15 protein-coding genes are annotated in these 14,698 nt (G+C 70.2%); 3 read left to right on the top strand and 12 right to left on the bottom strand.

Annotation, left to right across the window (positions count from 1 at the left end; translation table 11 throughout):
* Positions 1 to 12: 12 nt before the first annotated feature.
* The 4 genes from ACIGA3_RS25800 to ACIGA3_RS25785 all read right to left on the bottom strand — a co-directional run bounded on the left by ACIGA3_RS25800 (position 13) and on the right by ACIGA3_RS25785 (position 3,644).
* The gene (locus tag ACIGA3_RS25800; RefSeq protein WP_018543802.1) at positions 13 to 468 is read right to left on the bottom strand and encodes an Lrp/AsnC family transcriptional regulator; all 456 of its coding nucleotides are present in this window, start codon (positions 466 to 468) and stop codon (positions 13 to 15) included.
* Positions 469 to 537: 69 nt separating this feature from the next.
* Positions 538 to 1,188, bottom strand: a complete 651-nt coding sequence (locus tag ACIGA3_RS25795) for a UbiX family flavin prenyltransferase (RefSeq protein ID WP_399720034.1) — start codon at positions 1,186 to 1,188, stop codon at positions 538 to 540.
* A gap of 75 nt (positions 1,189 to 1,263) precedes the next feature.
* Positions 1,264 to 2,175, bottom strand: a complete 912-nt coding sequence (gene mqnP, locus ACIGA3_RS25790) for a menaquinone biosynthesis prenyltransferase MqnP (protein ID WP_399720499.1) — start codon at positions 2,173 to 2,175, stop codon at positions 1,264 to 1,266.
* Positions 2,176 to 2,186: 11 nt separating this feature from the next.
* Positions 2,187 to 3,644, bottom strand: a complete 1,458-nt coding sequence (locus tag ACIGA3_RS25785; protein WP_399720032.1) for a menaquinone biosynthesis decarboxylase — start codon at positions 3,642 to 3,644, stop codon at positions 2,187 to 2,189.
* Between the two features lie 75 nt (positions 3,645 to 3,719).
* Here ACIGA3_RS25785 and ACIGA3_RS25780 point away from each other — a divergent pair, with 75 nt between their 5' ends.
* The 3 genes from ACIGA3_RS25780 to ACIGA3_RS25770 all read left to right on the top strand — a co-directional run bounded on the left by ACIGA3_RS25780 (position 3,720) and on the right by ACIGA3_RS25770 (position 6,053).
* Positions 3,720 to 3,995 carry a PLD nuclease N-terminal domain-containing protein gene (locus ACIGA3_RS25780; protein ID WP_399720030.1) on the top strand — a complete coding sequence of 92 codons (276 nt, stop codon included), beginning with the start codon at positions 3,720 to 3,722 and terminating at the stop codon, positions 3,993 to 3,995.
* 39 nt (positions 3,996 to 4,034) lie between these two features.
* Positions 4,035 to 4,502 carry a nucleoside deaminase gene (locus ACIGA3_RS25775; RefSeq protein WP_399720028.1) on the top strand — a complete coding sequence of 156 codons (468 nt, stop codon included), beginning with the start codon at positions 4,035 to 4,037 and terminating at the stop codon, positions 4,500 to 4,502.
* Positions 4,503 to 4,658: 156 nt separating this feature from the next.
* Positions 4,659 to 6,053 carry a condensation domain-containing protein gene (locus tag ACIGA3_RS25770; protein WP_399720026.1) on the top strand — a complete coding sequence of 465 codons (1,395 nt, stop codon included), beginning with the start codon at positions 4,659 to 4,661 and terminating at the stop codon, positions 6,051 to 6,053.
* Here the strand turns inward: ACIGA3_RS25770 and ACIGA3_RS25765 are convergent.
* The 8 genes from ACIGA3_RS25765 to hemL form a co-directional block, all read right to left on the bottom strand.
* Complete coding sequence (locus ACIGA3_RS25765; protein WP_399720023.1) at positions 6,021 to 6,455, bottom strand: hypothetical protein; 435 nt, start codon at positions 6,453 to 6,455, stop codon at positions 6,021 to 6,023. The two genes, ACIGA3_RS25770 and ACIGA3_RS25765, sit on opposite strands and share 33 nt — an antisense overlap.
* A 25-nt stretch (positions 6,456 to 6,480) precedes the next feature.
* On the bottom strand, positions 6,481 to 7,584 hold the full coding sequence (gene ccsB / locus ACIGA3_RS25760; RefSeq protein ID WP_399720020.1) for a c-type cytochrome biogenesis protein CcsB: 1,104 nt from the start codon (positions 7,582 to 7,584) through the stop codon (positions 6,481 to 6,483).
* Positions 7,581 to 9,269 (bottom strand): cytochrome c biogenesis protein ResB, encoded by a 1,689-nt coding sequence (locus ACIGA3_RS25755; protein ID WP_399720018.1) that lies wholly within the window; start codon positions 9,267 to 9,269, stop codon positions 7,581 to 7,583. Before ACIGA3_RS25755 ends, ccsB begins: the two co-directional genes overlap by 4 nt.
* Before the next feature lie 3 nt (positions 9,270 to 9,272).
* Complete coding sequence (locus ACIGA3_RS25750; protein ID WP_399720016.1) at positions 9,273 to 10,046, bottom strand: cytochrome c biogenesis CcdA family protein; 774 nt, start codon at positions 10,044 to 10,046, stop codon at positions 9,273 to 9,275.
* 1 nt (position 10,047) lies between these two features.
* Positions 10,048 to 10,638, bottom strand: coding sequence for a TlpA family protein disulfide reductase (locus tag ACIGA3_RS25745; RefSeq protein WP_399720014.1), 591 nt, complete (start codon positions 10,636 to 10,638; stop codon positions 10,048 to 10,050).
* Between the two features lie 103 nt (positions 10,639 to 10,741).
* Complete coding sequence (locus ACIGA3_RS25740) at positions 10,742 to 12,046, bottom strand: hypothetical protein (RefSeq protein WP_399720012.1); 1,305 nt, start codon at positions 12,044 to 12,046, stop codon at positions 10,742 to 10,744.
* Between the two features lie 169 nt (positions 12,047 to 12,215).
* The gene (locus tag ACIGA3_RS25735) at positions 12,216 to 12,872 is read right to left on the bottom strand and encodes a histidine phosphatase family protein (protein WP_399720496.1); all 657 of its coding nucleotides are present in this window, start codon (positions 12,870 to 12,872) and stop codon (positions 12,216 to 12,218) included.
* Positions 12,873 to 12,934: 62 nt separating this feature from the next.
* Positions 12,935 to 14,251, bottom strand: coding sequence for a glutamate-1-semialdehyde 2,1-aminomutase (hemL, locus tag ACIGA3_RS25730; protein WP_399720009.1), 1,317 nt, complete (start codon positions 14,249 to 14,251; stop codon positions 12,935 to 12,937).
* Positions 14,252 to 14,698: the final 447 nt, after the last annotated feature.

The raw sequence follows: 14,698 nt of genomic DNA, 5'->3' as shown, positions 1-14,698 counted from the left end.
CCTGACCCGCTGTCACACCTCTTCGGGCAGCTCCCCGACCCTGTTCTCCCACTTCGTGGAGAGCACGATGGTGGTGCGGGTGCGGGAGACGCCCTTGGTGCCGCTCAGCCGGCGGATCGTCTTCTCCAGACCGTCCACGTCGGAGGAGCGGACCTTCAGCATGAAGGAGTCGTCGCCGGCGATGAACCAGCAGTCCTCGATCTCGGTGAGGTCCTTCAGCCGGCGGGCCACGTCCTCGTGGTCGGCGGCGTCGGACAGCGAGATGCCGATCAGCGCGGTGACCCCGAGGCCCAGCGAGGCCGCGTCCACCGTGGCGCGGTAGCCGGTGATGACACCGGCCGCCTCCAGCCGGTTGATGCGGTCGGTGACGCTGGGTCCCGACAGGCCGACGAGGCGCCCCAGCTCCGCGTACGAGGCCCGGCCGTTCTCCCTCAGGGCCTGGATGAGCTGCCTGTCCACCGCGTCCATGCGATCGAAGCCTTCCGGTGTGAAATTTGCCTACGTGAGATGAGAGGTACCGCTACTTGTCCTGCGCGCCTACTTGTCCTGCGCGCCGCCGCCCAGCTCGCCCTTCCAGCGCCGGTACAGGCCGTGCGTCACGCCCGCCGCGTCCAGCACCCGTCCGGCGACGAAGTCCACCAGGTCCTGGATGTGGGTGGCGCCCGCGTAGAAGGCCGGTGAGGCGGGGACCACGCTCGCCCCGGCCTCGTCCAGCGCGACGAGCTGCCTCAGGGTCTGCCCGTTCAGCGGGGTCTCGCGCACCGCCACCACCAGCGGCCTGCGCTCCTTCAGCGTCACGCTCGCCGCCCGCTGGAGCAGGTCCTTGGACAGCCCGAGGGCCACCCCCGCGACGCACGCCGTGGAGGCCGGCACGATCAGCATGCCCTTGACCGGGTACGACCCCGAGGACGGTCCCGCCGCGAGGTCGCCCGCGTTCCAGTACCGCACCCGGCCGAGGTCCGGCTCATAGGTGTCCGGTTTGCCGTCGGCGCCGCGCGCCAGCCAGTCCCGCAGGTCCTCGCGCCAGTGGGCGTCCCGGAACGAGATCCCCGTCTCGTCCAGCAGCGTCAGCCGCGAGGCCCGGCTGACCACCAGGTCGACGTCCTCCCCGGCGTCCAGCAGCGCCCGCAGCACCGCCGCCGCGTACGGCGTCCCGGAAGCTCCCGAAACCCCCACGATCCAAGGCACGCGCTGCGTTTCTCCTGCGTTCACACCTTGAGAGTACCGGCGTGACGCCCCGTGTTCAGGGCGGGTGCGCCTTGGTCAGACCGTCAGCCCCCGGACGAGCAGATCAAGCAGCGCACACACGAACAAGGCGATCCCGATGAAGCCGTTGACACTGAAGAACGCCCGGTTCAGGCGGGACAGGTCGTGAGGTCGCACGATGCGGTGTTCGTAGATGAAGGCCGAACCCACGATCGCCAGGCCCAGCCAGAAGAACGGGCCCGCGTGGGTGAGGAGGGCGTACCAGACGAACAGGGCCATTGTGATGGCGTGGCAGACCCGCGCGCCCCAGATCGCGGCCGGAATGCCGAAGCGGGCCGGGACCGACAGGACACCGGTCTCGCGGTCGGTCTCCACGTCCTGGCAGGCGTAGATCAGGTCGAAGCCGCCGATCCAGATGCCGACCGCGAGGCCGAGGATCACCGCGTCCCAGGACCAGGTGCCGGAGATGGCGAGCCAGCCGCCGACCGGGCCCATCGCCTGGGCCAGGGCGAGGATGGCCTGCGGGAAGTTGGTGAACCGCTTGCCGTACGGATAGACCACCATGGGGATCACCGCGACCGGCGCCAGCGCCAGGCAGAGCGGGTTCAGCAGGGCGGCCGAGCCGAGGAAGACCACGAGCGCGATCAGCGCGCCGGTCCACGCGTGCCGTACCGACATCGCGCCGGTGACCAGCTCGCGGTGGGCGGTGCGCGGGTTCCGGGCGTCGATCTCGCGGTCGATGATCCGGTTGACCGCCATGGCGAAGGTACGCAGGCCGACCATACAGATGGTGACCAGCAGCAGCCGCGCCCAGTGGATGTTCCTGTCCCACTGGTACATGGCGGTGAGCGAGGCGATGTACGCGAAGGGCAGCGCGAAGACCGAGTGCTCGATCATCACCAGGCGCAGGAAAGCCGGAACACCCCCGCGTCTGCGGGGACCATGCTTCGCACTGCCCCCTCCAAGAATGACGTCACCGCTCACAGTCCGTACTCCTTCCAGCGCCGCGTCACCCGTTCGGCCGTATCCGGGTCCGACAGGACCATGTCCGGCCAGCCCCCGTCCCTGGTGTAGCCCTCCTCGGGCAGCTTCTTCGTCGCGTCGATGCCCGCCTTGCCGCCCCAGAACTGCTGGTAGGAGGCGTGGTCGAGATGGTCGACGGGGCCCTCGGCGACCACCAGGTCACGGGCGTAGTCGGTGTTGCCCAGCGCCCGCCAGGCGACCTCGTGCAGATCGTGCACATCGCAGTCGGAGTCGACGACCACGATCAGCTTGGTCAGGGACATCATGTGTGCCCCCCAGATCGCGGACATCACCTTCTGCGCGTGCTTCGGGTACTTCTTGTCGATCGAGACGATCGCGCAGTTGTGGAAGCCGCCCGCCTCGGGGAGGTGGTAGTCCACGATGTCCGGGACGATGATCTTCAGCAGCGGCAGGAAGAACCGTTCCGTGGCGCGGCCGAGCGGCCCGTCCTCGGTCGGCGGGCGGCCGACGACGATCGACTGGAGCAGCGGCCGCTTCCGCATCGTCACGCAGTCGATCTTCAGCGCGGGGAACGGTTCCTGCGGGGTGTAGAAGCCGGTGTGGTCGCCGAAGGGGCCCTCGGGGAGCATCTCACCGGGCTCCAGCCAGCCCTCGATGACGACCTCGGCGTTGGCCGGGACCTGGAGCGGCACGGTCTTGCAGTCGACCATCTCGATCCGCTTGCCGGCGATGAACCCGGCGAACAGGTACTCGTCGATGTCGCCGGGCAGCGGGGCCGTGGAGGCGTACGACACGGCGGGCGGGCAGCCGAAGGCGATGGCGACCGGCAGGCGCTCACCGCGGCGGGCGGCGACCTGGTAGTGGTTGCGGCTGTCCTTGTGGATCTGCCAGTGCATGCCGATGGTGCGCTTGTCGTGCCGCTGGAGCCGGTAGAGGCCGAGGTTGCGGACGCCGGACTCGGGGTCCTTGGTGTGGGTGAGCCCGAGGTTGAAGAAGGAGCCGCCGTCCTTCGGCCAGGTGAACAGGGCCGGGAGCGCGTCCAGGTCCACGTCGTCACCGGTGAGGACGACCTCCTGGACGGGTGCGTTGTCGCCCTTGACCTTCTTCGGCGGTACGTGCGCCATCGCGCCGAGCTTGCCGAACGCCTCGCGGACGCCGACGAAGCCGTGCGGCAGCTCGGGCCGCAGCAGTCCGCCGATCTTGTCGGAGATCTCCGCGTACGACTTCAGCCCGAGCGCCTTGAGCAGGCGGCGGTCGGTGCCGAAGACGTTCATCGCCAGGGGCATCGCGGAGCCCTTGACGTTCTCGAAGAGCAGCGCCGGTCCGCCGGCCTTCTGTACCCGGTCGACGATCTCACCGACCTCCAGGTATGGGTCGACCTCGGCCTTGATGCGCTTGAGGTCTCCCTCGCGCTCCAGCGCCCGCAGGAGGGAGCGAAGATCGTCGTAAGCCATGTGTCCCAGTATCGGCCACCGGATACGCTGGCTCGGTCACCGGGGCCGTCCACACCGTGGGGAGATCGCGCGACCATGCTCAGGTATCTGCCGTTCCTGCTGGTCCTGGCCCTGTGGATCTACGCGTTCGTGGACTGTCTGAACACCCCCGAGGACGAGGTCCGTCATCTGCCGAAGGTGGCCTGGGTGTTCATCGTCCTGCTCTTCGGCGAGGTCCTGATCGGCCCCCTGGCCTGGCTGATCACCGGCAAGAGCCGCCATCCGTCGCCGTCCGCCCCGACCTGGGTGGCCCCGGACGACAACCCGGACTTCCTCCGCTCCCTGAAGAAGGACGAGCCGGACACCGAGTGACGCGTTTGCCCGCCCTCCCCGCCCGGGGACAGTGCCCCCATGGATCTGGAGCAGGCGCGGGGCTGGCTGCGTACCGCTGTCGCGGAGGCGCGGGCCGGCCAGGCGGAGGGGGGCGTCCCGATCGGGGCCGCTCTCTGCGGGCCCGACGGCGAGGTGCTCGGGCGCGGGCGTAATCGGCGGGTGCAGGACGGGGACCCGGCCACGCATGCCGAGACGGCGGCCTTCCGGGACGCGGGGCGGCGGCGGTCGTACCGGGGGACGACCATGGTGACCACGCTCTCGCCGTGCTGGTACTGCTCGGGGCTGGTGCGGCAGTTCGGGATCTCGCGGGTCGTGGTCGGGGAGGCGGGGACCTTCAGCGGCGGGCACGAGTGGCTGGCCGCGCACGGGGTGGAGGTCGTGCTGCTGGACGATCCCGAGTGCGCCGCGCTGATGCGGGACTTCGTCGCGAAGAACCCCGAGCTGTGGAACGAGGACATCGGAGTCATCGGGGACATCGGGGTCTGAGGGGCCCGGGCGCTCCGCGCGGGCGCACGGTCACGCGTTCGGCCCGCCATCCGTTCCGCTGAAAAGCCCCGCGCGGGCATGTCTCCACCGCGTGCGACGGCATTCCCTTGACGGGGGCCCCACCACACCGGGGTCCCCTTCTGCGATCGGAGACGCGTGCGAATCACTGACATCCAGCGCTGCGAGGTCCGCCCGGGGCGGCTCGTGGAGTGGACGCTGAGTCCGGCGACCGTCGCCACGGCGCACGGGCTGCCGGAGGACTCCCGGCCGCCCGCCTACATCCAGGAGTCGCACATCCGGACGGCCCGGCACGTCCGCGAGGACGGCCTGTTCGTGCCGACCTGGCTCGGCACCTCCTTCGACCTGGCGGGACCGGTCGACCTCGATGTGCTGCAGGAGTCCCTGCGGGCCTGGACGGTCCGGCACGAGACGCTGCGCAGCGGCTTCCGCTGGGCGGGCGAGGACGGCGAGGAGCTGCGCCGCTTCACCCTGGACGCCGACGACGTGACCCTGCACCGGGAGACGGCCGGCGACTTCACGGACGCGGCCGCGCTGACCGCGTATCTCCAGTCCCGGTTCGACACGGTCGCGGACGCGCTGCGCTGGCCGAACCTGATCTACGCGGCCGTGGTCCGGGAGGACTCGGCCACCGTCTTCCTCGCCTTCGACCACAGCAATGTGGACGCCTACTCGCTGCACGGCATCCCGGCCGAGATCGAGGAGCTGTACACGGCCGGCCGTCAGGGGCGCGGGCCGGTGGTGCGTACCCCGGCGGCCAGTTACGTGGACTTCTGCGAGATCGAGCGGGCGGACGCCGACCGGCTGGACGGCGGGCACGAGACGGTGGCCCGCTGGCGGGAGTTCATCCGGCGCTGCGACGGCACGCTGCCCTCGTTCCCGGTCGAGCTGGGGGTGGAGCCCGGGGGCCCGCTGCCGCGACAGCGGATGATCTGCGAGCCGCTGGTGGACGCTGAGGCGGCGGCCGCGTTCGAGGCGTACTGCCGGCCGTACGGGGGCAGTCTGGTCGGGCTCCTGGCGGCGACCGCGCTGATCGTGCAGGAGCTGGGCGAGCAGTCGGTGTACCGGACGGTGGTGCCGTTCCACACCCGGGTGAAGTCCCAGTGGAACGACTCGGTGGGGTGGTTCGTCGGTGGCGCCCCCATCGAGGTGCCGCTCGGCCACTCGCCCGACCTGGCCTCGACGCTGCGGGCGGTGCGCGCGGAGCTCCAGGCGAACCGGACGCTGGCCCGGATGCCGCTGGCCCGGGTGCTGAGCCTGCTGGGCGCGGACTTCCGGCCGACGTCGCCGGACCTGTACTCGATCGTCTCGTTCGTCGACACCCGCGGTATCCCCGGCGCGTCCCGCTGGGCGGAACAGAACGCGCACGCCCTGCTGCGGGTGTCGTACGGCGATCAGGTGTGCGTGTGGGTCAACCGGCTGCACGACGGTCTGTGGCTGGCCAGCCGCCACCCGGACACGGACGTGGCGGCGAAGAACATGGGCCTGTACGTGGAGCGGCTACGGGACCTGCTCACGGCCCCGCTCGGCTGAGCCCCAGTAACCGATCAGCCGTTCGAATCGGACGCGCCACTCGGCCTCCGAAGCGCCCTCGCCCTGGTACTCGTGGGTGAAGCGCAGGGTGCTGCCGTCCTCGCCGTCGCGTTCGAGGTGGAACCGCAGCCTGTCGCCGCCCTCGACGGTGTACTCCGCGACCCGGTCCACGTCCCAGGCGGTGACCCGCCCGGCGCCCAGGTCGCGCAGCGCGACCGTGCCGTCGAGGCGGGGTTCGAGCACGTCGACCGGGGTGCACCAGGCGGACAGGCCCTCGGCGGCGGCCACCGCGGGCCAGACCTCCTCCATGGACCTCGGCAGCCGCACCAGGAAGTGCCGTATGTGCGTGTTCCCGTGGGTCTGGCTCATGCTGGGCCCGATGGGTTCGATGGAACCGCTCATGGCTCCAGTGTCGCCGAACGGGCGCTCAGACGCCCGCGTACGAGTGCTTGCCGCTGACGAAGATGTTGACGCCGTAGTAGTTGAACAGCCAGCAGCCGAAGGCGATCAGCGCCAGGTAGGCGGCCTTGCGGCCCTTCCAGCCGGCCGTGGCGCGAGCGTGCAGGTAGCAGGCGTAGGCGACCCAGGTGATGAAGGACCAGGTCTCCTTGGGGTCCCAGTTCCAGTACCGGCCCCAGGCGTCGCCCGCCCAGATCGCGCCCGCGATGATCGTGAACGTCCACAGCGGGAAGACGGCTGCGTTGACCCGGTAGGCGAACTTGTCCAGCGAGGCGGAGGCGGGCAGTCGCTCCAGCACCGAGCGGGCGAAGGTGCCCGGCGTGCCGCCGCTCTCCAGCTTGCTCTCGTAGGAGTCCTTGAAGAGGTACAGGATCGTGGCGACCGCGCCGACGTAGAACACCGCGCCGCAGAAGATGGCGGTGGAGACGTGGATGTACAGCCAGTACGAGTGCAGCGCCGGGACGAGCTGGTCGCTGGCGGTGTAGAGCACGGTGACGGCGAGGCCGAGGTCCAGCAGGACCGTGGTGATCAGGAACAGGCCGAGCCAGCGCACGTTCTTCTTACCTGCGAGCAGGCCCAGGTACACGCCGACCGCGACGGTGGAGAAGGTCAGGTTGAACTCGTACATGTTGCCCCAGGGGGCGCGCTGCACGGAGGCCGCGCGGGCGACCACACCGGCCAGCTCCACCAGGAAGGCGAGCACGGTGAGGGAGACAGCGATCCGGCCGTACATGTCGCCCTGGACGTCGCCGCCGTGGGCGCCGGGTCCGTCCGGCACGTCACGGGCGCCGGCGGCGGAGCGTACGACGACCTGCGGGCGCTCCAGCACGGTGGTGCCGCCCGCCTGCTTCACGGTGACGGCCGGGCCGCCGCTCTTGGCGGTCCTGGTGCCGTCCGTGAGCGCGGCGGCCGTGCGGCCCACCTTGCTGCGGCTGCCGAAGAGCCACTCGGCGATGTAGGCGAAGAAGGCCAGCGTGTACACGGCCATCGAGGAGTAGATCAGCGTGTTGCTGACGCTCGCCAGATGCTCGTTGGTCGCGGCGGCGAGGTCGGTTGCGGCGGCGAGAGTCACTTCACATGCCCTTCGGCGGGTACGGCGTGGGATGCGTCTTCGTGGGTGTCGGTGGCGCCGGGCGCCCGGTCGTAGAGGATTCCGGCGAGGTCGCCCAGTTCCTCGGGGACCTTGGCGGACTCGCTGCGGCCGAGGCCGGCCATCTCGACCACCGTGACCCCGTCGGCGCCGCGCACGGCCCGCACCCAGACCCGGCGGCGCTGGATGAAGAGGGACGCGGCGAGGCCGAAGATGGCGGCGAGGGCGCCGCCCAGCGCCCAGGCGCCGCCCGGCTCCTGGACGATCTGGAAGCCCGCCCACTCCTTGACGTCCTTCTCGAAGGTGACGGTCCCGGCTCCGTCGGGAAGCTTCATGGTCTGCCCCGGCTTGAGGTTGACCCGCAGCTGCTTGCCCTTGGTGTCCTTGAAGCCCTTCATGTGCTTCTTGTCGAGCTGGTACACGCTCTGCGGCATCGCGTCGACGCCGAGGTCGCCGTGGTACGGCTCCAGGTTGAGCACCGGGTTCAGCAGCGCCGGGAACTGGGAGAGGACGGAGGCGCCGCCGCCGTAGGTCGGCAGGAAGAAGGCCCGGATGCCGAGCTGCTCCTTGGTGCCCTTGGCGTCGTGGTAGCCGTCCATGACCTTGACGACGCCCTGCGAGGTGACGTTGCCGTCCAGCGGAAGCAGCGGCACGGCGTCCTGGTAGACCACCTTGCCCTTGCCGTCGCGGACGGTGATGACGGGCGCGTAGCCGTGGCTGACCAGGTAGACCTTGGCGTCGTCGATCTTCAGCGGCTGGTTGACCTGGACGAGCTTGGAGCGCGTCCTGCCGTAAGCGCCCTCGCTGTAGTCGATCTTCGCCTCGAAGGTGCGCGGGGTGCCGCGGCTGGGGCCGGTCAGCTCGTAGGTGCCCTTGAAGTCCAACAGGTCGAAGCTGAAGGGGACCAGGTCGTCGTTGTGGAACAGGCTGCCGGACTTGAAGTCGTCGTACATCGGCAGCGCGTTGGAGAAGCCGTCGCCCTCGACCACCAGCTTGGTGCCGTCGGACTTGAACAGCTGGCCGGAGGCGAAGGCGACCAGCAGCACGATCAGCGAGATGTGGAAGGCCAGGTTGCCCAGCTCGCGCACGTACCCCTTCTCGGCGGCGACCGCGTCACCCGCGGTGTGGGCGCGGAAGCGGCGCTTCTTCAGCAGGGCGAGCGCGTCCTCGCGGACCTGCTCGGGCTCGGCGGTGGTGCGCCAGGTGGTGTACGCGGGCAGCCGGTCCAGGCGGCGCGGGGCACCCGGCGGGCGGCCGCGGAGCTGGCCGATGAACTGCCAGGTGCGCGGGACGATGCAGCCGATGAGGGAGACGAACAGCAGGATGTAGATCGCGGAGAACCACACCGAGCTGTAGACGTGGAACAGCCCGAGCTTGTCGTAGACGGGCGCGAGCGTGGTGTGGGTCGCGCGGAACGCCTCGACCTTGCTCGCGTCGGCGCCGGTCTGCGGGATCAGTGAGCCGGGGATCGCGCCGAGGGAGAGCAGCAGGAGCAGCAGCAGCGCGACCCGCATGGAGGTCAGCTGCCGCCAGAACCAGCGGGTCCAGCCGATGACGCCGAGGCCCGGCAGGGCGGTCGTGTCCTCCTGGGGCGCGGTGGACAGCTGTGAGCCGGCCGCGCCCAGTCCTTCCTGGTCCTGGCTCTTGTCGGTTTCGGTGTCGCTCATCGTTCAGATCCCCACAGAGAAGCCGTCGGACCAGGTCTGCATCTCCTGCACCAGGCTGTCCCAGGCGCCGGTCAGCAGCAGCACGCCGGTCACGATCATCATCGTGCCGCCGGCGCGCATCACCCAGACATAGTGGCGTTTGACCCAGCCGAAGGCGCCCAGGGCCTTGCGGAAGGCGATCGCGGTGAGCACGAAGGGCACGCCGAGCCCGAGGCAGTACGCGACGGTCAGTATCGCGCCCCGGCCCGCGCTCGCCTGCTGGGAGGAGAGGGCGACGACGGAGGCGAGGGTCGGGCCGATGCAGGGCGTCCAGCCGATCCCGAAGAGGGCGCCGAGCACCGGCGCGCCGATCAGTCCGGTCGCGGGGCGCTTGTGGAAGCGGAACTCGCGCTGGGTCAGCCAGGGCATCAGGCCCATGAAGAAGATGCCGAGCAGGATCATCAGGACGCCGAGGACATGCGTGAGCACGTCCTTGTAGCCCTGGAGCGTCTGCCCGAAGTAGCCGAACAGGGCGCCGCCGGAGACGAAGACCACGGTGAAGCCGAGCACGAACAGGATGGCGCCGGTGGCCATCCGGCCGCGCCGGGCGTCGGCGAGGTCGGTGCCGGTGACGCCGGTCACGTAGGAGAGGTAGCCGGGGACCAGCGGGAGCACGCAGGGCGAGAAGAAGGAGACCAGCCCGCCGAGCACCGCGACGGGCAGGGCGAGCAGCAGGGCGCCGTTGAGCACGGTCTCGTTACGGCTCGTCACGGCGGCGAGCGTCAGCAGGGCGCTCACGTCACTTCTCCGCGAGGACCGGCTTGAGCAGCTTCAGCAGGGCCGTGTCGTCGAGCGCCTCCAGCGCCCGTGCGGCGACCTTCCCGTCCCGGTCGAGGATCAGCGTGGAGGGGATCAGCTGCGGGTTGAGCGTCCCCTTCTGGAAGCGGAGCATCAGCTTGCCGGTCGGGTCGTACAGGCTCGGGTACGCGATGTCGTTGGCCTTCTCGAAGGCGAGGGCCGGGGTGGTGCTGGTGTCGCGGGTGTTGATCCCGACGAACTGCACACCCTTGCCGGCGTACGCCTTGGAGACCTTGGAGAAGTACTTGGCCTCCTCCCGGCACGGTCCGCACCAGGAGCCCCAGACGTTGAGGACGACGACCTTGCCCTTGTAGTCGGCGACATCGAGGGTCTTGCCGTCGATCGTCCTGCCGGACAGATCGGGGGCGTTGGCGCGCTCGCCCTTGGCGGCGGTGTCCATGCCGTTGTCGCCGGTGACGAAGTTGGTGTCGCCGCCACCGCCGGAGGTCCCGCCGCTGCCGCACGCGGACAGGGTCAGGGCCGCGGCGGCGGCCACGGCACCGAGCAGGGCGGCGCGGCTACGGGTACTCATGTGAAAAGTTTCGCATGGCGGTTCCGGCGGTTTCGCCCGCCCCCCTGCCGGGCCGAAAAGTACCTTTCAAGGGGCATTTACACGGGACATTACGGACGTATCGTCACGCGGCGTCGGGGTCGGCGCTCTTGCCGCCCGCGCTGCTGCCGCCCTCCGCCAGGAACTCCTTCCAGCCCCCGGCCGGCTTCTGGCCGACCTCCAGGGTGCGCAGCTTCTCCAGCACCTCGGGCCGCTGGACGTCCAGCCAGTCCGTGAACTGCCGGAAGGAGACCAGCCGCACGTCGGCGCCCCTCTCCTTCTCGCGCGCGATGTGCTTGAACGCCTCCTCGACGGAGTCCATGTAGATGCCGCCGTTCCACTCCTCGAAGTGGTTGCCGACGAAGAACGGCGCCCGGTTGGTCTCGTACGCCCGCTGGAAGCCGCTGATGTACGCCTGCGCCGACTGCTTGCGCCAGCCCGGATAGTTGTAGGAGGGGGCCTTGGTCGAGTTGACCGACTGGTTGGCGAGCATGTTGTAGTCCATGGACAGCACCTCGAAGGAGTGTCCGGGGAAAGGTATCTGCTGCAGAGGCAGGTCCCACAGGCCCTGGCGCTTGACCGGCCAGGTCTGGCGGCCGCCGGGCGAGGAGGCGTCGTAGCGCCAGCCCAGCTCGCGGGCGGTGGGCAGCAGGTTGTCCTGGCCGAGCAGACAGGGGGTGCGGCCGCCGGCCAGTTCCTTGTCGTAGTCGAAGGGCAGCGCGGGCAGGTCGGTCCAGCCGGTGTTGGTGCGCCACTCCTTGACGAAGGACTTGGCCTGGTCGATCTCGCTGCGCCACTGGGCGGCCGTCCAGTTGCCGACCGTGCCGGAGCCGCCGCAGAAGTGCCCGTTGAAGTGGGTGCCGATCTCGTGGCCCTCGAGCCAGGCCCGGCGCACGTTGGTCAGCGTGGCCTTGACGTGCTCGTCGGTGAGGTAGCCGATGTCGGAGGCGCCGCGGGGGTTGTTCGGCGGGTTGTAGAGCCGCTTCTTCGACTCGGGCAGCAGATACAGCCCGGAGAGGAAGAAGGTCATGCTCGCGCCGTGCTCCTTGGCCAGGTCCAGGAAGCGCGGGAAGAGACCGTTGCCGACCTCGCCGGCGCCGTCCCAGGAGAAGACCACGAACTGCGGCGGGGTCTGACCCGGCTCCAGCGGCTCGGGGCGGGCGGGCTGGTGGGGCTGCTTGCCGGTGAAGGCGGTGGAGCCGTCGCCGATGGGGCGGGCCTTGGGGCGGGCGCTGCCGCTGGGCGAGGGCTTGCCGTTCTTGCCGGGCTTGCCGGAACCGCCCGGGTGCTTGCCGCCGTCCACGGATGCGGAGGTGCCGCAGCCGACGAGGCCGGCCGCCGCCGCCCCCGCGCCGAGGCCGAGGATTCCCCTCCGGGTGATGGTCTGCATGAAGCTCCCCGATTCGTCACGCCCACTGGTGTCACCCAGTCAGATGATGTGATGAACAGGGAGGTTCCTCGATCTGCCGCTCTTTCGCGGCGGACACGGCAAAGTCACACGAAGCACACCGAATGTGCGGATTCCGGGGCCGCTTCAGGGCGGCCCCGGACCCATGGTTTCAGGCGCCGAACGCCTTCCCCTGCGCTTCGGCGCCCTTCTGCGGCTTGGCACCGGCCCGCAGATGCGCCGGGACCAGGTCGATCGCGGGCTCGCTGTAGCCGACGGAGACGATCTTGTCACCGAGGTAGGTGAAGGACGTCAGCGAGGCCAGCGTGCACTGCCGCTTGCGCGGGTCGTGCCAGAGCCGGCGCCGCTCGACGTACGAGCGCACGATCCAGATCGGCAGCTGATGGCTCACCAGCACCGCCTCGTGCCCACGCGCCGCGTCCTTGGCCGCGTTCAGCGCGCCCATCATCCGCACCACCTGGTCGATGTACGGCTCGCCCCAGGACGGCTTGAACGGGTTGACCAGGTGCTTCCAGTTGTCCGGGTTGCGCAGCGCGCCGTCCCCGACTCCGAAGGTCTTGCCCTGGAAGACGTTGTCGGCCTCGATGAGCCGCGCGTCCGTGGCGAGGTCGAGCCCGTGCGCCTTGGCGATCGGGGTGGCCGTCTCCTGCGCCCGCTCCAGCGGGGAGGCGACGGCGTACGTGATGTCGCGCGGGGCCAGGTGCTCGGCGACCCGCTCGGCCATCTTCCGGCCCAGGTCGGAGAGGTGGTAGCCGGGCAGCCGCCCGTACAGCAGGCCGTCGGGGTTGTGCACCTCGCCGTGGCGCATCAGGTGGACGACGGTGACGTCCTTGGCGCCGGCGGCGTCGGCCTTGTTCTCGCTGGGGGTGGTCACGCGGTCGCCTCCGCGGCGGCTCGGGCCGCCGCCGGGAGGGCGTCGGCGATCTTCTGGATGGCCCGCTCGTCATGGGCCGTGGACACGAACCAGGACTCGAAGGACGACGGCGGGAGGTACACGCCGTTCGCCAGCAGCGAGTGGAAGAACGCGGTGAAGCGGAACGACTCCTGCCGCTTGGCGTCCTCGTAGGTGCGCACCTGACGGTCGGTGAAGAACACCGAGAACATGTTGGAGGCGTTCTGCAGCCGGTGGGCCACGCCCTCCTTGGTCAGCGCCTCGGTGACCAGCGACTGGATCTGCGCGGACACCGCGTCGACCTTGTCGTACGCCGCGTCGTCCAGCAGCCGCAGCTGCGCGAGACCGGCGGCGGTGGCGACCGGGTTACCGGACAGGGTGCCCGCCTGGTAGACCGGCCCGGCGGGGGCGAGGTGCGCCATGACGTCGGCACGACCGCCGAACGCGGCCGCGGGGAAGCCGCCGCCCATCACCTTGCCGAAGGTCATCAGGTCGGGCTTGACCCCGTCGACGCCGTACCAGCCGGCGCGGCTCGTACGGAAGCCCGTCATCACCTCGTCGGAGATGTACAGCGCGCCGTTCTTGGCGCAGGCGTCCTTCAGGCCCTGGTTGAAACCGGGCTCCGGCGGGACGACGCCCATGTTGCCCGGCGACGCCTCGGTGATCACGCAGGCGATCTCGCCGGGGTGCCGGTGGAACGCCTCCTGCACGGCTTCGAGGTCGTTGTACGGCAGCACGATGGTGTCGCCGGCCTGCGCGCCGGTGACACCGGGGGTGTCGGGCAGCGCGAAGGTGGCGAGGCCCGAACCGGCGGCGGCCAGCAGGGAGTCGACGTGGCCGTGGTAGCAGCCCGCGAACTTGATCACCTTGGCGCGGCGGGTGAAGCCGCGGGCCAGCCGGATCGCCGACATGGTGGCCTCGGTGCCGCTGCTGACGAGCCGGACCTGCTCCACGGGCTCGACGCGGGCGACGATCTCCTCGGCGAGCGCGACCTCGCCCTCACCGGGCGTACCGAAGGACGTGCCCCGCGCGACCGCCTCCTGGACGGCGGCGATGACCTCGGGGTGCGAGTGCCCGAGGATCATCGGACCCCAGGAGCACACCAGGTCGACGTACTCCCGCCCGTCGGCGTCGGTCAGGTACGGCCCGCTGCCCGAGACCATGAACCGGGGCGTGCCGCCGACCGCGCGGAAGGCGCGCACCGGGGAGTTCACGCCGCCCGGCGTGACGACGGAGGCTCGGTCGAAGAGCGCCTGCGAGGCGGGCGCGTCGTAGGGGTAGGGCGTTTCGCTCATGGCGTGCGGCTTCTCCGACTTCTCGGACTCCGGTTGGCTGGTGACCCCCTCAGGGTAGGCGGAGCCGCCCGGCGACGGCGCCGTGGCCCGTCCGGGCGGGGCGGCCACCGCGTTCCCCGGGCTCGTGGACCCGATCCGGCCGACCTTCCTGGCCGGTCTTTCACCATCTGCGAGACTGACACCTGATACACACACCTCATACGGCACGTACTGATCAGAGACCGGGAAGATCCCGCGGACTTCGGTTTCACCGCACGTTTCGGCGAGCGGCCGTGGGGGAGGTCACTGACACGATGATCGGGTTGCGCGGCGGGGGCCACGCGTCCTAGAAAAGCACTCGGGTGGAGATATGCATCGCGGTGGCGGACTGGGCGAGGGGACTGATGACCTGGGTCCTCGGCGAGCCCGGCGGGGAAGGCACCGGCGCGAGGCGGAGGAAGCGACCGA

The sequence above is a fragment of the Streptomyces sp. NPDC085596 genome (assembly GCF_044541565.1).
In the GTDB taxonomy this organism is placed as follows: Bacteria; Actinomycetota; Actinomycetes; order Streptomycetales; family Streptomycetaceae; genus Streptomyces.
This window is presented reverse-complemented; position numbering and strand designations above follow the sequence as displayed.